Genomic DNA, 23,867 nt, shown 5'->3' with positions numbered 1-23,867 from the left:
AATGACCATACTGTGACTGCAAGGCGGCGTATATTACGCATTTTTTGCACGAGATGAAAGGCCAAACTTTGAACAATCCACTGTTGCAGATCATTGAATCCATTATTCATATTGAATGAATTAATAAATTCTCAGGCGAATCATTGAGTTATGTTAATAGTAATAATTCATGACGTAACTAAAATTCCTCAAAAACAATGATTTTTGCGACTTAAAAACGGCGGCTTATCTGGTAACTTGCTGTTTTTATAGACGCTTCGTCTTCAATAATGCGATCTGCCTCTCGTTTTTTTTGCTTAAAAAAGCATCGTTGAAAGGCGATCACGCGATCCCTGCCTGCATGTTATTCGACGATTAATCGGCCGTGTCGTGGTTGAACGGGGCGGTTATTTTCATGAGGCAAAACGCGGGTCAGCGTCTCCAGCTGTTCCGCTGAAAGTGAAAGCGGCGCTTTCATGACCAACCAGCGTACACCCTCTGTGCAGGGCGGCGTGGTGAGCGAGCCACTAAAACGATAGTACCCGTTTCGCGCGGGCAGCAGTCGGCTGATGTCGACATCCTGCGCGAGGGCCACGGTTTCGTCTGCCTCACGCGGCATCTCATGCCACAGTTTTTGCAGTTCAGGATTGGGCTTGCCGGTATCGAACATAACCGCCAGTACCGCCGTCTCGTTTTTCGCGTTCCGGTGCACCAGATGCATCTCCAACGGGAAATGCTTGCCGGCAAGGGTATTTTCCGATGGTGCATGAAAATGCAGTTGCTGGAGAATGAACAGCTCCCCGTCTATTTTCACGCTGTTTTTACTGCTGGCGGCAAAGTTAGCCATCACCGTAAATCCCTCATGGCTAAGGCTTGCCGGGCTTTGTGAATAACGCGGTTTCAACGGCGTAAGGCGGGTTTTCATCACCGTCGTAATATCGACAGGCGACTGGTTCATCCCTTTGCTGCACATGAAATAGTCCGGGCTTAATTCCCCCCAATGTTCTGGCGCACTTGCTCCTTCATAACTCCATTCATTTGCGGTCGCGCCAGCCGACAGTATACCAAGCGTAAGGAAAGTCACGCTGCGTAACAGTCTGTTCATAATATTCGTCCTATGAATAAATAAAGATGAAACATATTTAATATCAATTAATTAGGTCGAAAATTATAAACTTATTCACGGGGGGATTAACGACAAAAAATGGGATGAGCAGGGGAGAAAGGCGCAACGCAGTGCAGGCTACGTTGCGGCAGGGAATTACTTTTTACGACCCGTAATACGGCACCACTCTTCTTTTTCCACCACTGGATCCAGCGCAAAGAGGTCAGCATAGGCATCACATACGCTTTCTGCCTGGCTGGCAAGAATACCGGAAAGGCCCAGCAGACCGCCCTCAACAGGCAGCACGCTGATCAGCGGTGCCAGCTCACGCAGTGGGCCGGCGAGGATATTCGCCACCACCACATCCGCTTTCATGGACGCTGGCTGGTCCTGCGGAAGATACAGCTCCAGACGGTCGGCAACGCCATTGCGCTCGGCGTTATCACGGCTGGCCTGAATAGCCTGCGGATCGATGTCGATACCGATGGCTTTTGCCGCGCCCAGCTTCAGCGCCGCGATGGCGAGGATACCGGAGCCGCAACCAAAATCGATCACCGTTTTGCCGGTCAGATCGAGACCATCCAGCCATTGCAGACACAGTGACGTAGTCGGGTGCGTGCCGGTGCCAAAGGCCAGGCCAGGATCAAGCATCACATTGACGGCGTTCGCGTCGGGCACATCACGCCAGCTCGGGCAGATCCACAGACGCTCGCCGAAACGCATCGGGTGGAAGTTTTCCATCCACTCGCGCTCCCAGTCTTTGTCTTCCAGCTGTTCGATTTTGTGCACAAAATCCGCACCCAGCAGCGGATGCAGGGCAAGCTGCGATACCACCTCATTCATGTCTGTTTCGGCATCAAACAGGCCGATGACGTCCGTGTCGCCCCATAGGCGGGTTTCGCCCGGCAGCGGCTCAAACACCGGGGTATCGTGCGTGTCCTGGAAGGTGATAGAGACGGCACCGGCGTCGAGCAGCGCATCGCTCAGCTCTTCGGCATTCGCCCCGGTTGTATTCAGTTTCAGTTGGATCCACGGCATGGCAAAACTCTTTATTTATCAGATGTAATAACGTGGCCTTCCGCAACCGGGCGACCAAACAGGTTCCCGACCAGAAATGCCAGCAAACTTAATAACAGCGACGGAACAATCGGGTGGAAGCCCAGATATTGTATTTTGAACGTCGCCAACATGGCATACAGCACGCCGCCCACAATCATCGCGCTAAGCGCCCCGGCTGCATTGGCCCGCTCCCAGTAGAGGCCCAGCACCAGTGGCCACAGGAACACGGCTTCCAGCCCGCCAAAGGCCAGCAGGTTCAGCCAGATAATCATCTCTGGTGGACGCCAGGCCGCCAGCAGCAGCAACACGCCGAGGATCAGGGTGATCGCTGACGACATTTTTTTCAGTCGCTTTTCATTGTGGATCTGCGCCGGATACAGATTCAGGTAGAGATCTTTAATGATCGTAGCGGAACTTTGCAGCAACTGCGCGTTGATCGTCGACATGATCGCCGCCATCGGCGCTGCAAGGAAGATCCCTGCCGCAAAGGGAGGCAATACCTTCATCATCAGGGTCGGGATCACCAGATCCGGCACGGTCAGATCAGGGATCACCGCACGGCCCAGCGCGCCGGCCAGGTGCATACCCAGCATCAGGATCGCCACCACGATAGTGCCGATGATCATCCCGCGATGCACCGCTTTGCTGTCTTTATAGGAGATGCAGCGCACCGCCGTGTGCGGCAGGCCGATGACCCCAAAACACACCAGCACCCAGAACGAGGTCATAAAGGTCGGCGACAGAATATCGTCTGCACCCTGGGGTGACACCAGTTTGGGATCGATATGTTGCAGCGTATCGACAGCATTACCTAATCCCCCGGCGGCATGCACGACACCGACCAGCAGCACGATAGTGCCAATCAGCATCACCAGACCCTGCAGGGTATCGTTGAGCACGCTGGCGCGGAAGCCGCCGTACGCGGTATAGAGCGCAATGCTGATGCCGAAAATCAGCAGCCCGGTTTCATAAGGAATACCGGCCGCGGTTTCCAGCAGACGCGCGCCGCCGATAAACTGCACGGCCATCGCGCCCACAAAAGCGACCAGCAGGCTGATGCTCGCCAGCCATACCAGCAGGCGGCTCTGATAGCGCCCAAACAGCATATCGTTGAGCGTCACGGCGTTATAACGGCGCGCGAGGATAGCGAATTTTTTGCCCAGAATACCCAGCGACAGCCAGACGGCAGGCAGCTGGATCATCGCCAGCAGCACCCAGCCGAGGCCATATTTATAGGCCGCGCCCGGTCCGCCAATAAACGAGCTGGCGCTGATATAGGTCGCCGTCAGCGTCATGGCCAGCACGATCCCGCCCATGGAGCGACTACCGAGGAAATACTCGTTAAGGAAAGAGCCGGTGGCGCGCTTGCGCATGGCATAAACCGACAGGCCAAAGACCACCAGCAAATAGGCGACCAGCGGCAGAATGACTTCAAGCTGCATCGTCGTCCTCCAGGGAAATATCCCGGTAGATAAATTTCACCATCGCCCAGCACAACAGGATAAACACCAGCGGCAGTAGCAGACAGGCCATTTCAAACCAGCGTGGCAGGCCGGTAAACCCGGTCATATCGCCCGGTAAGTAAGCGGTCACTAACCAGGCGGCGAGATAAAGCAACGTGAGCCAGAGCGCCCAGCGGGCCTCTTTGTGTGCCTGAATAAAACGAGTGTCCACGGAAGCGGTCTCCTCATGGGGCGCGAGAAACGGGCAATTCTACGGCAACTCTCCTGACAGGGAAAATTTTCCGAGAGATAAATTACGGGTCAGCGCTGGTCACGCAAAAAATGTTCGATTTCTGCGAGGGACGAAATCCCTTCCATTGGCCCACGCTGCATGACAGCCAGTGCACCGCTGGCGTTGGCATATTGCAACGCCCTGGGTACAGGGTAGCCTGATAAAAATAGCGTCACAAAGGTGGCACCAAAACAGTCTCCCGCACCGGTAGGATCGACCGTCTTTACTTCGTAGCCAGGAAGATGCAATGCCTGTAACTGACCATTTTCCAGTTGATAGTAGCTGCCGCCCCGCTGCGCACGTTTCACCGCAATATGTTTTACGCCACTATGAAGAAGGTCGCTGATGATCTGTTCTTCTGACAGATGCTTGTGGCGTGCAAAAAAGGGAAGCTCACTTTCGCTGGGCAGGAAAATATCGGTGTATTCAATTAAATAATCGAGCGCTTGTTCCATCTCCGGGATATTGAGCATCTCTTTACGGATATTGGGATCAAAAGACACCGTGCCTCCCGCCGCTTTGATCACCGAGATGGCTTTGCGCATGGCATCAATCATCCGAAACGAGAACAATGATGATCCCATAATGTGAATGTGACGGCATTGTTGTAGTAGCGCCGTATCAATGTGTTTGGCAGTGAACAGGCCACAGGCACTATTAGGAATATTAAAAACAAAATCGCGATCTTGTGGGCTTCGATAGCTCACGAAGGCTGTGCCAGTGACTGCGTTGTTCATCACCTGAATGCCATCGGTGATCACCCCCTCATGACGCAGCCTCTCAATATTCAAACGCCCGAAATCATCGTTACCCACGCAACCAAAAATGATCGCCCGATGGGAGAGTCTTGCGACCTGCGCCGCAAAAATCGCAGGCGCCCCGCTGGGATACGGTCCTGCAAACTCGCCAGGTTGAGTAAAGGTTTGTCGTGGGTTAAGGGATAAAAACTCGACCAACAATTCACCCATGGTACAGATGCTTATTGTCACAAACGTCCTCTCATTCCTGAAGCCTTTCGCGATTAGACCAGGTGAAACACTCATTGCTGGTATAAAGAATGACAAAATCATCAGCGCGCAATTGTTGCTGATATAGATCGTTAATACTGCGACAGACGATCACATTTTCCACCTGATCAAGATGTCCGACAGCTGCGGTGACGGGGGCCGGAACCGCGGTCACGATAATGGTTTTATTTTGTACATGATCGAAACAGAGCTGCCAGGCGGGGGCCAGTCTGGGGATGTTAATGCTCAACGACCCATCGGCATCAAGTTGGCTGACTTCCAGGATACTATGCGTAATTGTGTAATGCTGAAGCGCCTGCTCCAGCGATTTGCCTGCCAGCACGGTATCAGGACGTAACATCTCACTGCCGACCAGAATGATCTCTCCATCAATAAACTGATTGGCCAGCAGAGCATGTTCTGGATCGTTGGTGATCAGACGAAGTTTTTTCACCTCGCTCAATAAAGGAATGATTTTGCGACAAATGGCACCATGACCGAGAAACAGGGTGTCGCGATCCTTAATAAGCCTGACACAGTGGCGGGCGATTTCCATTTGCTGCGCCAGAGTTGGCATCACGATGTGTTGGCTAGGTTCCGGATCAGACGATGTTATTGGCGTGGCAATAGCACCACCAAATGAACGCTTTAAATATCCCTGCTGCTCCAGGTAACTCAAATCGCCACGGATGGTAACGCCAGAGACCCCAAGTTGTGCCGACAAATCATCAACCTTAATCTCACCTTCAAGAGCGACGATCTCAGCAATCTTTAGTCTACGTTTCAATAGATTAGAGGACTTTCGCGGCACATTAACACTCATTGTCAGACGGTAGAACGTAACACTATAGCGCTATGTTTTTTTCTTTGAAAGTTATCATCGTAATAACTGCGTTTTGAAATAAAAAATGAAAGAATAATGCAGCACAAATTAATTATAATTTATTGAAATATAACAGTAAAAATTCAATTTTAACAACCAAGTGATACCCCGCTGCTTACAAGTTGAAGTGAATTATTAATTATTTTTTGTAAGTTATTTAACGGTCATTTGAAGTTTGTCACGCTTTTATGCGCTTTTCCTGTGCTAGTTTACTTTCAAAATGAAAGTAAAGATTCTCTTTCTTCGTTTTGTAAGATAAACGCAAAAACCAGGAGAAGAAATGTACATCATTTCAAGCAAAAACATGCTGATGAAAGCTCAGCTTGGGGAATATGCGGTTCCGGCATTTAACATCCATAACCTTGAAACCTTGCAGGTTGTTGTAGAAACCGCCGCGCAACACCGTTCACCGGTGATGCTGGCGGGTACTCCTGGCACATTCCGCTATGGCGGGACAGAAAATTTGATCTCGTTGGTAAAAGCATTGGCCAGGGAGCACCAGTTACCGCTGGTACTTCATCTGGATCATCATGAAGAGTGCGATGACATCTTTAATAAAGTCCGCGCCGGGATCCGTTCAGTCATGATAGACGGCTCTCATCTGCCGTTTGAAGAGAATATTGCGCGAGTTAAAGAGGTAACGACGTTTTGCCACGGCTTCGATGTGAGTGTCGAGGCGGAACTGGGGCGACTTGGTGGTCAGGAAGATGACCTGGTGGTTGATGCCAGTGATTCTGCCTGGACCTCACCCGATGCCGCGGCTGAATTTGTTCAGCGCACGCAGATTGACTCGCTGGCCGTGGCAATTGGCACCGCACACGGTCTTTATACTCATGCGCCTCGTCTGGATTTTGAACGTCTGGAACAGATCCGTCAGCGGGTCACTATTCCTTTAGTTCTCCACGGCGCTTCCGGGCTAACAGAACAGGATGTGCAAAAGTGTATTCAGCGCGGTATTTGTAAAGTGAATGTCGCCACAGAATTAAAAATAGCTTTCGCCGATGCGTTGAAAAACTATTTCAATAATAACCCCGCAGCCAATGATCCTCGGCATTATATGCAACCCGCGCGAGCAGCAATGAAAGAAGTCGTTGCGCGTATTATTGGCGTCTGTGGGAGTGAAGGAAAGATATAAGAATGTTATACCCGTCGTCTTTCAAGCTGCTTCTTTGTTAACTGCGTTCGTTCACCCGAATCACTTACAGAGTAAGCTCATTGGGATTCGCTCACTTGTCGCCTCGAAGCAACTCGAAATCCATTGGATATATACCCTACAAAAATGAGGACTGTTTATGAAAAAAGTTAAATTACTCGTCCCGGCGATGTTAATCAGCCTGGCATTATTTTCACAAAGTTCACTTGCCAAAGACTATAAAATTGGTGCTTCACTATTAACGCAGCAGCATCCTTTTTATATCGACCTGGCTAATGCAATGAAAGATGAAGCCAAAAAAGATAACGTTGATTTAAACATCTCAATTGCTAATCAGGATTTGAATAAACAACTTTCTGACGTTGAGGATTTCATCACCAAAAAAGTTGACGCGATTATCATCTCCCCTGTCGATTCTAAAGGCGTTCGCGCGGCGATCATTAAAGCCGATAAAGCCGGTATTCCCGTTATCACGGTTGACGTTGCTGCCGAGAATGTTCCGGTCATTGCACACGTGGCGACGGATAACTATGCCGGTGGGGTTGAAGCCGGGAAATTAATGGGCAAACTGTTAGACGGTAAAGGGACGGTGGCCATTATTTCCTATCCTGCGCTGCAATCGGTTGTGGCGCGAGTCGAGGGCTTTAAGAAAGGATTAGCCGACACGCCTGATATTAAGATTGTTGCAGAACAGCCCGGTATTACGCGCGCTGAAGCGTTAACCACCGCACAGAACATCATGCAGGCCAATTCGAATCTTAACGGATTGTTTGGGTTTGGCGATGATGCCGCACTGGCGGCGGTAATTGCCGCGAAATCTGCGCACAACGACAATATTAAGATCATTGGCTTTGACGGAATGAAAGAAGCGCGCGATGCCGTTGACAGTGAAAAAACCTTCGCTGCAGTTATCCGTCAGTATCCAGACCAGATGGGAGCCAAAGCCATTGATGCTGCCGTTGACCATCTTAATGGCCAGCCGGTAGATAAAATGATCCCAGTACAGCCTGGTGTTTATACAGGGAAATAACCATTATCTTCACCACACAACAAAGCGCAGAGTGCGTTTTGTTGTGTTTCTGAGGTAACTATGACAGATGTTATTCTTGAGATTTCCCATATCACCAAGACGTTTGGTCATGTTCAGGCGCTGAAGGATATTACGCTTACCCTGCGCAAAGGACGTGTGCATACCTTACTGGGTGAGAACGGCGCGGGAAAATCAACGCTAATGAAAATTCTTGCGGGCGTTTACCCTCCGACACAAGGAACGATAACCCTACACGGCAAAAAAATAACTATTAATAGCCCGCAGCATTCACGCAGACTGGGTATCGCCATTATTTTTCAGGAATTAAGCCTGAGTAATAACATGACGGTAGCGGAAAATATTTATGCCAATAACGAGCCTGTACGTTGCGGTATTATTAATGATAAAAAATTGCTCGCGGATTGTCAGGAGTTATTAGCTGAACTTGACATTCCTCTGGATCCACAAGAAACGGTGGGTCATATGTCGATGGCACATCGCCAGTTAGTAGAAATTGCCAAGGCATTAAGTTATCCGGCTGATGTGGTCATTATGGATGAGCCAACATCCTCATTGAGCGATAATGAAGCAGATATTCTCTTTAAAATCATTGCAAAATTAAAACAGCGGGGAAGTGCGGTAATTTATATTTCGCATCGGATGGATGAAATCATGCGCATTTCTGATGATATATCCGTTATCCGTGATGGTGAATATATTGCCACGCATGAGAAAAAACACAGTGATATTCAACATCTGATCGCGCAGATGGTCGGGCGAGAAATGAAAAATATCTGGCCACCGCGCATCGGCGAAAAACCGGATGAAGATATTGCCGCAAAACTTGAAGTCAGAAATCTTAGCCACCCCACGTTTTTCCACGATGTCAGTTTTGCCGTGCGGCCAGGTGAAGTGCTGGGCTTTTTCGGCTTAGTCGGCGCGGGACGTTCCGATGTGATGAAAGCGCTTTTTGGGCTGGTTTCATATCAGGGGACACTGCTGATTGATGGTAAAGAAGTGACGATCGCGAACCCGAAGCAGGCGATTGATCAGGGGATTGCCTTTGTGACGGAAAACCGTAAGGAACAGGGACTGGTGGTGATGCACGATGTGAATATGAACACTCATCACGTCGCGTTTCAGTTTAACGCATCAAGGATGGGATTGATTAACCATCGGCAGGAAGAAGAGCAGACGCTGAAATCGATAGCCCGAATGAACACTAAAGTAAGTTCGATTCACCAAACGGTTGGCGCTTTAAGCGGTGGCAATCAGCAAAAGATTGTGTTGTCGAAATGGCTGGAAAAAACCCCGCGTATTTTGCTTCTTGATGAGCCAACGCGCGGTGTTGACGTTGGCGCAAAATTTGAAATTTATAACGTAATACGTCAACTGGCAGCATCAGGTACGGCAATTATTCTGGTTTCCTCGGAACTGCCAGAGGTGATGGCTCTAAGCGATCGTCTGGTGGTGATGCGCAATAAAAAGATTGCTGAGATTTATTCATGTGAAAATTTAACCCAGACGCAAGTGATGGCTGCTGCAACAGGAGTGCGTTAAATGACAGAGAAAACCCTGGCTATAGGAAATCGCAATAGTATGCCCGTAGTGAATGGCCTTAAAAAAGCTTTTAAGCAATATGGGGGGATCCTGGGTGGAATGGTGGTATTGATTTTCCTGTTTAGTTTTATGAATGACAGTTTTTTCACTACCAATAATATTACAAACATCATCCTTCAGGTTTCAATTATTGCGATTACCGCTTATGGCATGACCTATGTATTATTACTTGGTGATATTGATTTGTCAGTAGGTTCCACTATTGCTTTAACGGGCACTTTTGCGGCACTGGGCGCGTCATGGGGTGTCCCTTTCATTTTACTGGTGCCACTGTCAATTATCGCCGCACTGGGTTTAGGCATGATAAATGGCGGGCTAACAGCCCTGGCGGGAATACCTTCATTTATTGTTACCGTTGCAACGATGGGGATCTTCCGGGGCATTGCGTACATTGTCACGGATGGTACGCCAATCATGATTAAAAACGATGCCTTTCTGGCGCTCGGTAACGGTGAATTTCTTTATATCCCCGTCCCGATCTGGATTTTAGTGATTTTACTGTTGGTGAACCATTTTATTCTGACTAAAACAGCCTTTGGTCGAAAAATTTATATTACGGGAGGTAATAAAGAAGCGGCGGTATATTCGGGCATCAATGTCGTTCGTCTGAAGATACAGGTGTTTATGATCACGGCGGTGCTGGCGGGTATCAGCGGCATGATCCTTGCCTCACGTCTCTATTCAGGGCAACCCAACTCTGCGCTGAGTTATGAACTGGACGCAATCGCGGCGGCAGTGCTGGGCGGCACCAGCCTGAATGGTGGTTATGGCACGGTGATCGGCACCATGATCGGCGCACTCACTATCGGCGTAATTAATAATGGAATGAACTTAATGAATGTGCCTTATTTTTACCAAATGGTGGTTAAAGGACTCGTCATTCTTGTCGCCGTTTATGTTGATGTCAGAAATAAAAGAAAACGCAGCTAATTTCAAGGAATAATAAAATGAGTAAAATTTTCACTATTGGGGAAATTCTGGTTGAAATTATGGCGAGTAAAATTGGTCAGCCGTTTGATCAACCCGGCGTGTGGAATGGCCCGTATCCCAGCGGCGCGCCTGCTATTTTTATCGATCAGGTAACGCGCCTTGGCGTTCCATGCGGCATTATCAGTTGCGTTGGAAATGATGGTTTTGGCGACATAAATATGCATCGTCTGGCGGCAGATGGTGTCGATATTCGCGGTATTTCAGTATTGCCTATGGAAGCTACCGGTAGCGCATTTGTTACCTATCATCACTCTGGCGATCGTGATTTTATTTTTAATATCAAAAATGCTGCCTGCGGTAAATTATCCGCGCAGCATGTAGATGAAAATCTCCTGAAGGACTGTACTCACTTTCATATTATGGGGTCATCGTTATTTTCATTCCACATGGTGGATGCGGTAAAAAAAGCGGTGACGATGGTAAAAGAGAATGGCGGCATTATCTCTTTCGATCCTAATATTCGTAAAGAAATGCTCGATATACCTGAAATGCGTGATGCATTGCACTTTGTCCTCGAATTAACGGATATTTATATGCCCAGTGAAGGGGAAATATTGCTGTTATCGCCACACTCTACGCCAGATCGCGCTATTGAAGGTTTCCTTGATGACGGCATTAAAGAGGTGATTGTTAAGCGTGGTAATAAAGGGGCGAGTTATTACTCTTCTACAGAATATTTTCATGTTGATAGCTACCCGGTACAAGAGGTCGATCCTACCGGCGCAGGAGACTGTTTTGGCGGGGCTTACATCGCCTGCCGTCAGCTCGGATTCGATGCGCATCAGGCGCTGCACTATGCGAATGCCTGCGGTGCGCTGGCGGTGACAAAGCAAGGCCCTATGGAAGGTACTTCCCGGCTTGATGAGATCGATGATTTTATCTGCCGTCAAAATAGGGCAGCTCAGGAAGCGGCACGATGAAAAATAATTTTAATTCGTGGATTGGTGATCTTTCTCAGGTAGCGGGTATTAAACACTATGAGTTGCGTAGTGGCAGAGCGAAAGGCACGGAGGCGTTTGATGTTCGTACCGGTGCTGGGCTGACATTCACCGTGGTGAAAGATCGTGCGCTGGACATTGCCTGGGCCAGCTATAAAGACACGGCGATCTCTTTCATTACGCCTAATGGGATGGTCGCTCCCACCTTTTTTGAGCCACAGGGTAATGGTTTTCTGCGTAGTTTCTATGGGGGATGGCTAACTACCTGTGGGTTGAGCTATATCGGCACGCCCTGTGAAGATCAGGGTGAAATGCTGGGGTTACACGGGAGGTTGGCCGCAACGCCAGCGGAGGAGGTTGGCTACCGCACAGAACGTACCGATCGCGGTATTGAATTTATTATCAATGGCAAAATACGTGAAACTCGACTGTTTGGTGAGAATCTGACGCTGGAAAGAACGATTCGTTGTACCTGTGGCGAAAACGTTCTGCATATTACGGATAAAGTAACCAATCACGGATTCACCGCCCAGCCGTTGCAAATTCTGTATCACTTTAATTATGGCTGGCCGTTATTGTCTCCGGAGGCGGAAATTATCCTGTCAGCAAAAAGTATCGTGCCGCGTACGCCGGAAGCAGAAGAGGGGTTAGCGCAACATTTGAATATCACCGGACCGCAGCCAGGATTTGCAGAACAGGTTTATTACATGGCGCTCAACAGTAATGATGACGGGATGTCCAAAGTTGCCCTGATTAATCACCAGTTAGGATGGGGAATTTACGAAAAATTCAGCACCCGGGCATTACCGAATTTTATTCAGTGGAAGAATTTGGGCGCGGGTGAATATGTGATGGGCCTTGAAGTCAGTAACAGCTTTCCGGATGGGCGTGACAAAGAACGAGCGAAGGGGCGTCTGGCGTTTATCCAGCCTGGCGAAACGATAGATTACTGCTTTGAGCTGGGTATTGTGGAAGGAGAGGCAGAGATAAGGGCGCTCAAAGAGGAAATTGCGGGTTACTGCTAAGCGCCAATAAAAACGCCGGGCTTTCGATGAAAGTCCGGCGTTTAAGCCTGTAAGGGTCAGGCCGACAAACTGTCGGCATTAACCGTTACTTCTCCTGAAGTCCGAGCTTCTTCTCCAGATAGTGGATGTTGGTGCCACCGTGCTGGAAGTTCTCGTCATTCATGATGCGGGTTTGCAGATCAACGTTGGTTTTGATGCCATCGATGATCAGCTCCTGCAGCGCATTCTTCATGCGGGCAATCGCCACGTCGCGGGTTTCGCCATAGCAGATCAGCTTACCGATCATGGAGTCATAGTACGGCGGTACAGTATAACCGGCGTAAATATGCGATTCCCAGCGCACGCCAAAACCGCCTGGCGCATGGAAACGGGTGATCTTGCCAGGGCTTGGCAGGAAGGTGTTCGGATCTTCGGCGTTAATACGGCATTCGACCGCATGACCTTTAACCGTCACGTCTTCCTGTTTGATGGACAGCGGCTGACCTGCGGCGATACGCAGCTGCTCTTTGATCAGATCCACACCGGTGATCATTTCGGTTACCGGATGCTCCACCTGGATACGGGTGTTCATCTCAATGAAGTAGAACTCGCCGTTTTCGAACAGGAACTCGAAAGTACCCGCGCCACGGTAGCCGATGTCGATACAAGCTTTAGAGCAACGTTCACCGATGAATTTACGCAGTTCCGGGGTAATGCCCGGTGCTGGCGCTTCTTCAACGACTTTCTGGTGGCGACGCTGCATAGAGCAGTCACGCTCGGCCAGATAAATGGCGTTACCCTGACCATCAGCCAGCACCTGAATTTCGATGTGGCGAGGGTTTTCCAGGTATTTTTCCATGTACACCATGTCATTGCTGAACGCCGCTTTCGCTTCAGCTTTGGTCATGGAGATGGACTGCGCCAGTTCGGCATCACCGCGTACAACGCGCATACCGCGACCGCCGCCGCCGCCGGACGCCTTAATGATCACCGGATAGCCAATGCGTTTTGCATGGGCACGGTTAGCATCCATATCGTCGCCCAGTGGGCCGTCAGAACCTGGTACGGTCGGCACGCCTGCTTTCTTCATGGCGGTAATGGCCGACACTTTGTCGCCCATCAGGCGGATAGTGTCAGCTTTCGGGCCGATAAAGATAAAGCCAGAGCGTTCAACCTGTTCAGCAAAGTTGGCGTTCTCAGAGAGGAAGCCGTAACCCGGATGAATGGCTGCTGCACCGGTGATTTCAGCTGCGCTGATGATCGCCGGAATGTTGAGATAGCTTTTTACGGACGGTGCCGGGCCGATACAAACCGTTTCGTCCGCCAGCAATACGTGTTTTAAATCGCGATCCGCCGTCGAGTGCACGGCGACAGTCTTGATACCCAGTTCTTTACAGGCACGAAGAATACGCAGAGCAATCTCGCCGCGGTTAGCAATGACAATTTTATCCAGCATGTTCGCCTCGTTATTCGATGACGACCAGAGGCTCGTCAAATTCTACCGGTTGGCCGCTTTCTACCAGAATGGCTTTCACCACACCGGATTTGTCAGCTTCGATCTGGTTCATCATTTTCATGGCTTCAACGATGCACAGGGTGTCGCCCGCATTCACTTTCTGGCCCACTTCGATGAACGCTTTTGCGTCCGGGCTTGGGGTGCGGTAGAACGTCCCGACCATCGGGGAACGTACGATGTGGCCACTGATTTCTGCTGCTGCCGGCGCTTCCATTGTTGGGGTGGCGGCAGGTGCAACAGCGTTAGCCAGAGCTGGCTGTTGCATCATCGGTGCGGCATAAGCCTGCTGCATCATGGGATAACCCACGTTTGGCGCAGCACGGCTGATACGAACAGACTCTTCGCCTTCAGAAATTTCCAGTTCGGAGATGCCTGATTCTTCAACCAGCTCGATCAGTTTTTTAATCTTACGAATATCCATGAGTGGGTTCCGTACTCTTGTTTAGTGTGATTGTGACAAGCGTTTTACCGCCGTCTGTAAAGCGTATGTATAACCGTCAGCGCCTAATCCGCAGATGACGCCAGCAGCGATATCGGAGAGATAGGAGTGATGGCGAAACGGCTCACGCGCATGCACGTTGCTCAGGTGGATCTCGATAAACGGGATACTCACGGCAAGCAGGGCATCGCGCAGCGCGACGCTGGTGTGCGTAAACGCGGCCGGATTGATCAGGATATAGTCGACATTGTCTTTAGCCTGATGAATACGGTCGATGAGTGCGTACTCTGCGTTTGACTGTAAATGCGACAAAGACACGTTGAGCGCCTCGGCTTCCTGGCTTAAAGACGTAACAATTTCGTTAAGCGTGAGGGTGCCATACTTCTCTGGCTCGCGTGTGCCCAGCATATTCAGATTAGGGCCGTTTAAGAGCAAAATGTGCAACTTGTCCGCCATCGTGCTGCTATCTCCTGCAATACTCCGGTAAATTACAAAATATACCTTCGTTGCCCGGTTGTCACCTTTTCAGAGTCCAAAAAACCCTGTTGGCAAAACCAAAGTCGCACATTATAACGATTTCGTAGCATTTGGCAGCTAAATACTGGTCTTATCAGGGAAGATTATCAACCGCTATCCAGTAAATGACAGCGGATGACAGAAGAACTGCGGGAAAGTGCACAGAACCATACACTATTGCCACCATTGACGGAACTTCTTATAACGCCAGGCTAAAAGCACCAGCGCGGCGGCGGCATAGAGGACAGGTTGAGGGGATAACACCTTTACGGACCACAAATAATGAATGGGGGCGAGGATCGCCACCAGATAAACGAAATTGTGCAGACGTTGCCAGTTTCTGCCCATTTTTCGCATCAATGCCTGAGTTGAAGTCAGCGCCATCGCCAGCAGGATCAGCCAGCTAATACCGCCGAGCGTCAGATACGGACGGGACACCAGTTCCTGACCCAGCAGACTGAGATTATTGATACCCAACTCCAGCATGACGTAACTCACCAGGTGCAGGCTGGCCCACGCAAAACACCACAGCCCCAGCAGGCGGCGGGTGCGGATCAACAACGGTTGCTTTGCATAGCGGGCCAACGGCGTGATCAGCAGCGAGCCGAGCAGAAATTTTAACGCCATCCGGCCGGTAAAATGCTGAATATCTTTCGCCGGATCGGCGCTGAAGTAGCCCTGGCTGGCCGCCCAGAAAAGCCACAGCAACGGCAACAGCCCGGCAAGATGCAGCACCACTTTCAGCCCCGTTACCTGTTTTGCCGTCAAACGCATTTAAAAGTTCTCCCGTAAATCCATGCCCTTATAAAGGGATGCCACTTCATCGGCGTAGCCATTAAACAACAACGTTGGCTGACGATTCACATCCAGCACCCCGCCGGAGCCAATAAAACGCTCCGTAGCCTGCGACCAGCGCGGGTGATCGACATGCGGATTCACGTTGGCAAAAAAGCCGTATTCGTTGGGTGCCGACAGGTTCCAGGTGGTAGGGGGCCGTTCACGGGTCAGCTTAATGCTGACAATGGATTTAATGCCCTTAAAGCCATATTTCCACGGTACGGTCAGGCGAACCGGCGCGCCGTTTTGCGGCGGCAGGGCTTTACCGTAGACCCCGACGGTTAACAGCGTCAGCGGATGCATGGCTTCATCTATACGCAGTCCTTCAACATAAGGGTATTTCAGGCCGCCGCCGATAAAGCGATCTTTCTGACCGGGCATTTCGTCAGGGGAATATAAGGTTTCGAACGCCACATACTTTGCATCGCTGGTGGGTTCAACCAGCGCGAGAAGTTTATGCAGCGGGAAGCCGATCCACGGCACCACCATCGACCAGGCTTCCACGCAGCGCATACGATAAATGCGCTCTTCAAGTGGAAAGCGCGTCGTCAGCGCATCATGATCAAGGGTCAGCGGCTTTGCCACTTCGCCACTGATGGTCAGCGTCCAGGGATCGGTTTTCATGCTACCGGCATTCGCCGCCGGATCGGCTTTATCGAGGCCAAATTCGTAAAAATTATTGTAGCCCGTAACTTTTTCTTCAGGCGTCAGAGAAAGTTTACTCTGCCATTCATCAGGTTTATTAAAGTCCAGCGGCTTCCCGGCGGGCGCTTTTGGCCGATCATTACCTTTAAACCAGCTCAGCAGATCAGCATGGGCTGTAGAGGAAAGAGAAAGGGCGGTAGCACTGATGCCCAGCGTTTTTAGTACCTGACGTCGTTGCAGCATAAACACCGATTCTGCCGTGACATCGGCTTCTGTTAGTTTTCGTGGTTTCATCTCATCCTCCGTCTGCTTTATATAAGCATGATGGATGAGTTGCGCCAGCGCGAGTGTGTTACCAAAATTTGCCTGCTAACTTTTGTTTGATAGTATCCCGTTTCCTGCTGCAAGTTAGCGCTTACTCTACACTGTGTCATGACGGCATAAAGCGCCCTTCAACCTACGGAGTTAACTCAGGGATGCGATTAACGACGAAATTTTCAGCCTTTGTCACGCTGCTCACCGGGCTGGCAATGTTTATCACCCTGCTAGGTTGTTCGTTCAGCTTTTACACTGCCATTCAGAACAAAATCAGCAATCGGGTGCAGTCAGTAGCGGCCATTATTGATAGCCGCCTTGTTTCAACGCCGATAAACGTCCTCAGCAAGCAGCTCAATGAAATCATGGTGCCGGTGGATATTGCGCGCATCGTCATTAAGCAGGGCGATCACACGCTGGTTAATCAGACGGTAAAAGATGTCTATCGCCCGCAGGGCAGCACCACGCAGTACCGGGAAATAACCATCAATTCGCTGAAAAATCCCGGCACGACTATTTCGCTGGTTTACCAGGATCCGATGGTTAACTACTTCCATTCCCTGCTCGCCACCGCCCCGTTGACCCTGGCCATCGGCTTTATGGTGATCATTATTTTTCTGGCAGTGCGCTGGCTGCGGCGACAGCTCGCCGGGCAGGAATTGCTGGAAAACCGCTCGTTAAAAATCCTTAACGGCGAACGTGGCCCGCAGGTGCGCGGTAGCGTCCATGAATGGCCATCGCGCACCAGCAGCGCGCTGGATGTGCTGTTAACGGAGATCCAGAGCGCGGCGGATCAGCGCAGTCATATGGATACGCTGATCCGTTCCTATGTCGCGCAGGACACCAAAACAGGACTCAGCAATCGGCTGTTCTTCGATAACCAGCTGGCAACGCTGCTCGACGATCAGGAAAACGTCGGGGCGCACGGCGTGGTTATGCTGATCCGTCTGCCGGATTTTGATTCGCTGCGCGACAAATGGGGGGCGGCTGCCACTGAAGAGAACTTGTTTGTCCTCATCAACTTGCTTTCCACCTTTATGCTGCGTTACCCCGGTGCACTATTGGCCCGGTATCACCGTAACGATTTCGCCGTTTTACTCTCGCACCGGACGTTAAAAGAGTCAGAGAGTATCGCCGCCCAATTGCTCAAATCCGTAGATGCGCTGCCTCCGTCAAAAATGCTGGATCGCGATGACATGATCCACATCGGCATTTGCGCCTGGCGGGGCGGGCAATCCACTGAGCAGGTCATGGAGCACGCCGAAGGTGCCGTGCGTAATGCGGTGTTGCAGGGGGGGAATAGCTGGGCGGTGTGGGACGACACATTGCCGGAGAAAGGCCGCGGTAATGTCCGCTGGCGTACCCTGATCGAACAGATGCTCAGCCGCGGCGGCCCGCGCTTTTATCAGAAACCCGCCGTTACCCGCGACGGGCGCGTGCATCACCGGGAACTGATGTGCCGCATTTTTGACGGCGATCAGGAGGTCATTTCGGCGGAATACATGCCGATGGTATTGCAGTTCGGCCTGGCGGAGCAGTATGACCGCCAGCAGATCACCCGGCTGATGCCTTTTCTGCGCTTCTGGCCCGAGGAAAATTTTGCGCTGCCGATCACCGTGGAGGCGCTGATCCGTCCGCAGTTCCAGCGCTGGCTGCGTGACACGTTGATGCAATGTGAAAAATCGCAGCGCAAACGGATTATTTTTGAACTTGCAGAGGCAGATGTGTGTCAACACATCAGCCGCTTACAACCGGTCGTGCGCTTAATGGCGGCATTAGGTGTACGGATCGTGGTGGCTCAGGCGGGTTTAACCCTGGTCAGTACCCGTTGGATCACGGCACTGGATGTCGAACTGTTGAAGCTCCATCCGAGTCTGGTGCGCAATATCAGTAAGCGCACCGAAAACCAGTTGCTGGTACAAAGTCTGGTTGAGACATGTAAGGGGACGCAGACGCGCGTCTTCGCTACCGGGATCCGTACTAAAGGGGAATGGCAGACCCTGATTGAGCGCGGAGTAGCAGGCGGACAGGGCGATTTTATTGCGTCGTCGATGCCGCTTGACACAGAAGTGAAAAAATATTCACAAAGATACTCTGTTTGACCTGCCGTTTAACGTTATTTCACGTAGAATAACGCGCGCTGTATCTTGTGGGGGTGTGCATGTCTGCCCGCCAGTTCGTGCAGTAAAAAAGCCAGTGAATGACCTTAGACTGGTTGCAAAGTGATAGCGAGGAACGCTGCGGTCTTAATCTGTCCTGATGGAGTCAGGTCGATTTGTAACTCAAGGACATAAACTGCACTAATTTTCACCGTAGCCGTCGATTTTTGCGCCTTGTCGCTGCTGCGTGTGGTTGGTAAAGTAAGCGGATTTTATTCTTCCGCCCCAGCTTTCAGGATTATCCCTCAGTATGTTGAAAAAATTTCGTGGCATGTTTTCCAATGACTTGTCCATTGACCTGGGTACCGCGAATACCCTCATTTATGTAAAAGGACAAGGCATCGTATTGAATGAGCCTTCTGTTGTGGCTATTCGTCAGGATCGTGCTGGTTCCCCGAAAAGCGTCGCTGCGGTTGGTCATGAAGCTAAACAGATGCTTGGCCGTACGCCGGGAAACATTGCGGCTATTCGCCCAATGAAAGACGGCGTTATCGCTGACTTCTTCGTGACGGAAAAAATGCTGCAGCACTTTATCAAACAGGTGCACAGCAACAGCTTTATGCGTCCAAGCCCGCGTGTGCTGGTGTGCGTGCCGGTTGGCGCAACTCAGGTTGAGCGTCGTGCTATCCGCGAATCCGCACAAGGCGCAGGCGCCCGTGAAGTCTTTCTAATTGAAGAGCCGATGGCTGCCGCAATTGGCGCAGGCCTGCCGGTTTCAGAAGCAACGGGTTCCATGGTGGTGGATATTGGTGGCGGTACCACAGAAGTGGCCGTTATCTCCCTGAACGGCGTGGTTTACTCCTCGTCTGTGCGTATCGGCGGCGACCGCTTCGATGAAGCCATCATTAATTATGTGCGTCGTAACTACGGCTCGCTGATCGGTGAAGCGACCGCTGAACGTATCAAACATGAAATCGGTTCGGCTTACCCGGGTGACGAAGTGCGCGAAATCGAAGTGCGTGGTCGTAACCTGGCAGAAGGCGTGCCGCGTGGCTTCACCCTGAACTCTAACGAAATCCTCGAAGCGTTGCAGGAACCGCTGACCGGTATCGTCAGCGCGGTAATGGTTGCACTGGAACAGTGCCCGCCGGAACTGGCTTCTGACATCTCCGAGCGCGGTATGGTGTTGACCGGTGGCGGCGCGTTGCTGCGTAACCTTGACCGCCTGCTAATGGAAGAGACAGGTATTCCTGTCGTAGTTGCAGAAGATCCACTGACTTGCGTCGCGCGTGGCGGCGGCAAGGCGCTGGAAATGATCGACATGCACGGCGGCGATTTGTTCAGCGAAGAATAGTCGGCGTCAGATCCGAAGCGGTGGTGACGCGGCTTCGGATCTGTCCGGCCTGAGAATACGCATAGCCTATGAAGCCAATTTTTAGCCGTGGCCCGTCGCTACAGATTCGCCTTATCCTGGCGGTACTGGTTGCGCTTGGTGTCATTATCGCCGACAGCCGCCTGGGTGCGTTCAGTCAGATCCGAACGTACATGGATACCGCCGTCAGTCCTTTCTACTTTGTCTCAAACGGTCCCCGTGCCTTACTCGACAGCGTATCGCAAACGCTGGCTTCACGTGACCAACTCGAACTTGAAAACCGGGCGCTGCGTCAGGAGCTGCTGCTGAAAAACAGCGAACTGCTGATGCTGGGGCAGTACAAACAGGAGAACGCGCGTCTGCGCGAGCTGCTGGGTTCACCGCTGCGCCAGGATGAACAAAAAATGGTGACGCAGGTCATCTCGACGGTCAACGATCCCTACAGCGATCAGGTGGTTATCGATAAAGGCAGCGTGAACGGTGTTTACGAAGGCCAGCCAGTGATCAGCGATAAAGGCGTGGTCGGACAGGTGGTCGCGGTGGCGAAACTTACCAGCCGCGTGCTGTTGATCTGTGACGCCACCCACGCGCTGCCCATTCAGGTATTGCGTAACGACATCCGCGTTATCGCGGCGGGTAACGGCTGCACTGACGATCTGCAACTGGAGCACCTGCCTGCCAATACCGATATTCGTGTCGGCGATGTGCTGGTCACCTCAGGTCTGGGTGGACGTTTCCCGGAAGGCTATCCGGTAGGCGTTGTGTCGTCCGTTAAGCTGGATACACAACGGGCTTATACCGTGATCCAGGCGCGTCCGACGGCAGGTTTACAGCGTTTACGCTATCTGCTGCTGTTGTGGGGTGCCGACCGTAACGGGGCTAACCCGATGACGCCGGAAGAGGTTCACCGCGTTGCCAACGAACGCCTGATGCAGATGATGCCCCAGGTATTGCCTGCGCCTGATTCGATGGGGCCGCCTGCACCCGTGCCTGCACCTGCAACCGGGCTGTCGCAGCCTGCCGGTACAGTGCCGGGAGGACAATAGTGGCCAGTTATCGTAGCCAGGGGCGCTGGGTTATCTGGCTCTCGTTTCTCATCGCGTTGTTATTGCAGATTATGCCCTGGCCGGATGACATCCTGGCTTACCGGCCTAATTGGGTACTGCTGATCCTGCTCTACTGGATCCTCGCCTTGCCGCACCGCGTGAATGTTGGTACAGGTTTAGCCGTCGGTGCCATACTGGATCTTATCAGTGGCTCCACGCTTGGCGTGCGGGCCCTGTCGCTAAGCATCATTGCTTACCTCGTGGCATTCAAATTCCAGCTTTTCCGCAACCTCGCGCTCTGGCAGCAGGCGCTGGTGGTGATGCTGCTGTCGCTTGCCACCGAGGTGATTGTGTTCTGGGCCGAGTTCCTGGTGATCAACGTCTCTTTCAGACCCGAAGTGTTCTGGAGCAGCGTGGTAAACGGTGTGCTCTGGCCATGGCTTTTCCTGCTGATGCGTAAAATTCGCCAGCAGTTCGCGGTGCAATAAAAGGGTGTTATGACCGATCTCTATCTTGCCTCCGGCTCCCCTCGTCGCCAGGAACTGCTCACGCAACTGGGCGTCTCATTTGAACGTATTCTGCCTGGCACAGAAGAGTGCCGACATGCGCAGGAAAGTGCGCAGCAGTACGTGGTGCGTCTGGCGCGGGAAAAAGCCCTGGCGGGCGTGGCGCAAGCCCCGCGCGATTTGCCGGTGCTCGGCGCTGATACCATTGTTATTTTAAATGGCGAAGTGCTGGAAAAACCGCAGGATAGCTTACATGCTGCTAAGATGTTGCATCAGCTTTCCGGGCAAACGCATCAGGTGATGACCGCCGTGGCGCTGGCCGATCGTCAGCACATTCTTGACTGTCTGGTAGTCACAGAAGTGACATTCAGAGTACTCTCTGACGATGAGATCATGACGTATATCGAAAGCGGTGAACCGATGGATAAAGCGGGCGGCTATGGGATCCAGGGACGGGGCGGCTGCTTTGTGCGACGGATAAACGGCAGTTACCACGCTGTTGTCGGTTTACCGCTGGTAGAAACCTATGAATTGCTAAGCAATTTTAACGCACTGCGCAAGGGACAGAATAAAGATGACGGCTGAATTACTGGTAAACGTAACGCCATCAGAGACACGCGTGGCGTACATTGATGGCGGCATTCTGCAGGAAATTCACATTGAGCGTGAGGCGCGGCGTGGAATAGTCGGCAATATCTACAAAGGTCGCGTGAGCCGTGTGCTGCCCGGTATGCAGGCGGCTTTTGTAGATATTGGTCTCGACAAGGCGGCGTTTCTTCACGCTTCCGACATCATGCCGCATACCGAATGCGTAGCAGGGGAAGAGCAGAAAAACTTCACCGTTCGCGACATTTCAGAGCTGGTGCGTCAGGGACAGGATCTGATGGTGCAGGTGGTGAAAGATCCGCTCGGCACTAAAGGCGCGCGTCTGACCACTGACATCACCCTGCCATCCCGTTACCTGGTCTTTATGCCTGGCGCGTCCCACGTCGGCGTCTCTCAGCGTATTGAAAGCGAAACCGAGCGCGAGCGCTTAAAGCGCGTCGTGGCTGAATATTGCGATGAGCAGGGCGGTTTTATCATCCGTACCGCCGCAGAAGGCGTGTGTGAAGAAGATCTGGCCTCCGATGCAGCCTACCTTAAGCGCGTGTGGACGAAAGTCATGGAGCGCAAAAAACGCCCGCAGACGCGGTATCAGATGTATGGCGAACTGGCGCTGGCCCAACGTGTGCTGCGCGATTTTGCCGATGCGCATCTCGATCGCATTCGCGTCGATTCCCGTCTGACCTTTGAAGCGCTGCTGGAATTCACCGCCGAATACATCCCGGAGATGACCAGCAAGCTGGAGCATTACAGTGGGCGTCAGCCGATTTTCGATCTCTTTGACGTCGAAAACGAAATTCAGCGCGCACTGGAGCGTAAGGTCGAACTGAAGTCCGGCGGGTATCTGATCATCGATCAAACGGAAGCGATGACCACCGTCGACATCAATACCGGGGCCTTTGTTGGCCACCGTAATCTTGACGACACTATCTTTAATACCAACATCGAAGCGACGCAGGCCATCGCCCGCCAGCTTCGTCTGCGCAACCTTGGCGGCATTATCATTATCGACTTCATCGACATGAGTAATGAAGATCATCGCCGCCGGGTACTGCACTCCCTTGAACAGGCGCTGAGTAAGGATCGCGTGAAAACCAGCATCAACGGTTTCTCGCAGCTCGGCCTGGTTGAGATGACCCGTAAACGCACCCGCGAAAGCGTCGAACATGTGCTGTGCCACGAATGCCCGACCTGCCACGGTCGCGGGACGGTGAAAACCGTGGAAACCGTGTGCTATGAAATCATGCGCGAAATTGTCCGTGTGCATCATGCCTACGATTCCGATCGTTTCCTGGTCTATGCTTCACCTGCAGTGGCTGAGGCGCTGAAAAGCGAAGAGTCCCACGCGCTGGCGGAAGTTGAAATCTTTGTCGGCAAACAGGTCAAAGTGCAGATTGAACCGCTCTATAATCAAGAGCAGTTCGACGTAGTGATGATGTAATTCGTAGCATGCTGCGACACGATCAAGGCC

23 protein-coding genes are annotated in these 23,867 nt (G+C 51.6%); 12 read left to right on the top strand and 11 right to left on the bottom strand.

The genetic code is table 11. The features are described from left to right. Positions 1-343: 343 nt before the first annotated feature. The 6 genes from KW828_RS10100 to KW828_RS10075 form a co-directional block, all read right to left on the bottom strand. Positions 344-1,084 carry a carbonic anhydrase gene (locus KW828_RS10100; protein ID WP_218336236.1) on the bottom strand — a complete coding sequence of 247 codons (741 nt, stop codon included), beginning with the start codon at positions 1,082-1,084 and terminating at the stop codon, positions 344-346. Positions 1,085-1,240: 156 nt separating this feature from the next. Further along, the gene (prmA, locus tag KW828_RS10095) at positions 1,241-2,122 is read right to left on the bottom strand and encodes a 50S ribosomal protein L11 methyltransferase (protein WP_218336235.1); all 882 of its coding nucleotides are present in this window, start codon (positions 2,120-2,122) and stop codon (positions 1,241-1,243) included. An 11-nt stretch (positions 2,123-2,133) separates the two neighbouring features. Then, on the bottom strand, positions 2,134-3,585 hold the full coding sequence (panF, locus tag KW828_RS10090) for a sodium/pantothenate symporter (protein ID WP_218336234.1): 1,452 nt from the start codon (positions 3,583-3,585) through the stop codon (positions 2,134-2,136). Further along, positions 3,575-3,817: a YhdT family protein gene (locus KW828_RS10085; RefSeq protein ID WP_218336233.1), complete on the bottom strand. Its 243-nt coding sequence runs from the start codon at positions 3,815-3,817 to the stop codon at positions 3,575-3,577. The genes panF and KW828_RS10085 overlap by 11 nt, the downstream gene beginning before the upstream one ends. Before the next feature lie 89 nt (positions 3,818-3,906). Beyond that, positions 3,907-4,845: a sugar kinase gene (locus tag KW828_RS10080; RefSeq protein ID WP_256350111.1), complete on the bottom strand. Its 939-nt coding sequence runs from the start codon at positions 4,843-4,845 to the stop codon at positions 3,907-3,909. Between the two features lie 31 nt (positions 4,846-4,876). Continuing rightward, the gene (locus KW828_RS10075; protein ID WP_218336232.1) at positions 4,877-5,707 is read right to left on the bottom strand and encodes a DeoR/GlpR family DNA-binding transcription regulator; all 831 of its coding nucleotides are present in this window, start codon (positions 5,705-5,707) and stop codon (positions 4,877-4,879) included. Between the two features lie 340 nt (positions 5,708-6,047). Here KW828_RS10075 and KW828_RS10070 point away from each other — a divergent pair, with 340 nt between their 5' ends. The 6 genes from KW828_RS10070 (at position 6,048) to KW828_RS10045 (ending at position 12,523) form a co-directional block, all read left to right on the top strand. Continuing rightward, positions 6,048-6,902: a tagatose bisphosphate family class II aldolase gene (locus tag KW828_RS10070; protein ID WP_218336231.1), complete on the top strand. Its 855-nt coding sequence runs from the start codon at positions 6,048-6,050 to the stop codon at positions 6,900-6,902. A 157-nt stretch (positions 6,903-7,059) separates the two neighbouring features. Continuing rightward, positions 7,060-7,950, top strand: coding sequence for a substrate-binding domain-containing protein (locus KW828_RS10065; protein ID WP_218336230.1), 891 nt, complete (start codon positions 7,060-7,062; stop codon positions 7,948-7,950). A 60-nt stretch (positions 7,951-8,010) separates the two neighbouring features. Beyond that, positions 8,011-9,510 (top strand): sugar ABC transporter ATP-binding protein, encoded by a 1,500-nt coding sequence (locus tag KW828_RS10060; protein ID WP_218336229.1) that lies wholly within the window; start codon positions 8,011-8,013, stop codon positions 9,508-9,510. Continuing rightward, positions 9,511-10,500 (top strand): ABC transporter permease, encoded by a 990-nt coding sequence (locus tag KW828_RS10055; protein ID WP_218336228.1) that lies wholly within the window; start codon positions 9,511-9,513, stop codon positions 10,498-10,500. 17 nt (positions 10,501-10,517) lie between these two features. Then, the gene (locus KW828_RS10050; protein ID WP_218336227.1) at positions 10,518-11,480 is read left to right on the top strand and encodes a sugar kinase; all 963 of its coding nucleotides are present in this window, start codon (positions 10,518-10,520) and stop codon (positions 11,478-11,480) included. Continuing rightward, positions 11,477-12,523 carry an aldose 1-epimerase family protein gene (locus tag KW828_RS10045; RefSeq protein WP_218336226.1) on the top strand — a complete coding sequence of 349 codons (1,047 nt, stop codon included), beginning with the start codon at positions 11,477-11,479 and terminating at the stop codon, positions 12,521-12,523. Before KW828_RS10050 ends, KW828_RS10045 begins: the two co-directional genes overlap by 4 nt. An 85-nt stretch (positions 12,524-12,608) precedes the next feature. Here KW828_RS10045 and accC read toward each other — a convergent pair whose 3' ends face one another. From accC to msrP, 5 genes are all read right to left on the bottom strand, one after another. Beyond that, the gene (gene accC, locus KW828_RS10040) at positions 12,609-13,958 is read right to left on the bottom strand and encodes an acetyl-CoA carboxylase biotin carboxylase subunit (protein ID WP_218336225.1); all 1,350 of its coding nucleotides are present in this window, start codon (positions 13,956-13,958) and stop codon (positions 12,609-12,611) included. 10 nt (positions 13,959-13,968) lie between these two features. Next, complete coding sequence (gene accB / locus KW828_RS10035; RefSeq protein ID WP_072569526.1) at positions 13,969-14,439, bottom strand: acetyl-CoA carboxylase biotin carboxyl carrier protein; 471 nt, start codon at positions 14,437-14,439, stop codon at positions 13,969-13,971. Positions 14,440-14,460: 21 nt separating this feature from the next. Further along, positions 14,461-14,913 (bottom strand): type II 3-dehydroquinate dehydratase, encoded by a 453-nt coding sequence (gene aroQ / locus KW828_RS10030; RefSeq protein WP_218336224.1) that lies wholly within the window; start codon positions 14,911-14,913, stop codon positions 14,461-14,463. Between the two features lie 234 nt (positions 14,914-15,147). Further along, the gene (gene msrQ, locus KW828_RS10025; protein WP_218336223.1) at positions 15,148-15,747 is read right to left on the bottom strand and encodes a protein-methionine-sulfoxide reductase heme-binding subunit MsrQ; all 600 of its coding nucleotides are present in this window, start codon (positions 15,745-15,747) and stop codon (positions 15,148-15,150) included. Next, the gene (gene msrP / locus KW828_RS10020; protein ID WP_218336222.1) at positions 15,748-16,749 is read right to left on the bottom strand and encodes a protein-methionine-sulfoxide reductase catalytic subunit MsrP; all 1,002 of its coding nucleotides are present in this window, start codon (positions 16,747-16,749) and stop codon (positions 15,748-15,750) included. Between the two features lie 182 nt (positions 16,750-16,931). Here msrP and csrD point away from each other — a divergent pair, with 182 nt between their 5' ends. The 6 genes from csrD (at position 16,932) to rng (ending at position 23,837) form a co-directional block, all read left to right on the top strand. Beyond that, positions 16,932-18,872: an RNase E specificity factor CsrD gene (csrD, locus tag KW828_RS10015; RefSeq protein WP_218336221.1), complete on the top strand. Its 1,941-nt coding sequence runs from the start codon at positions 16,932-16,934 to the stop codon at positions 18,870-18,872. Positions 18,873-19,179: 307 nt separating this feature from the next. Continuing rightward, positions 19,180-20,223, top strand: coding sequence for a rod shape-determining protein MreB (gene mreB, locus KW828_RS10010; RefSeq protein WP_006818047.1), 1,044 nt, complete (start codon positions 19,180-19,182; stop codon positions 20,221-20,223). A gap of 68 nt (positions 20,224-20,291) precedes the next feature. Further along, positions 20,292-21,287: a rod shape-determining protein MreC gene (gene mreC / locus KW828_RS10005; protein WP_218336220.1), complete on the top strand. Its 996-nt coding sequence runs from the start codon at positions 20,292-20,294 to the stop codon at positions 21,285-21,287. Beyond that, the gene (gene mreD / locus KW828_RS10000) at positions 21,287-21,775 is read left to right on the top strand and encodes a rod shape-determining protein MreD (protein ID WP_218336219.1); all 489 of its coding nucleotides are present in this window, start codon (positions 21,287-21,289) and stop codon (positions 21,773-21,775) included. Before mreC ends, mreD begins: the two co-directional genes overlap by 1 nt. A 9-nt stretch (positions 21,776-21,784) precedes the next feature. Continuing rightward, positions 21,785-22,378 (top strand): nucleoside triphosphate pyrophosphatase, encoded by a 594-nt coding sequence (locus tag KW828_RS09995; RefSeq protein ID WP_218336218.1) that lies wholly within the window; start codon positions 21,785-21,787, stop codon positions 22,376-22,378. Beyond that, positions 22,368-23,837 carry a ribonuclease G gene (gene rng / locus KW828_RS09990; protein WP_218336217.1) on the top strand — a complete coding sequence of 490 codons (1,470 nt, stop codon included), beginning with the start codon at positions 22,368-22,370 and terminating at the stop codon, positions 23,835-23,837. The genes KW828_RS09995 and rng overlap by 11 nt, the downstream gene beginning before the upstream one ends. The last annotated feature ends 30 nt before the right edge of the window (positions 23,838-23,867 follow it).

The sequence above is a fragment of the Enterobacter sp. ENT03 genome, assembly GCF_019218745.1.
GTDB lineage: Bacteria > Pseudomonadota > Gammaproteobacteria > Enterobacterales > Enterobacteriaceae > Enterobacter_D.
The sequence above is the reverse complement of the archived record's forward strand: the minus strand, read 5'-3'. Positions and strand labels throughout refer to the sequence as shown.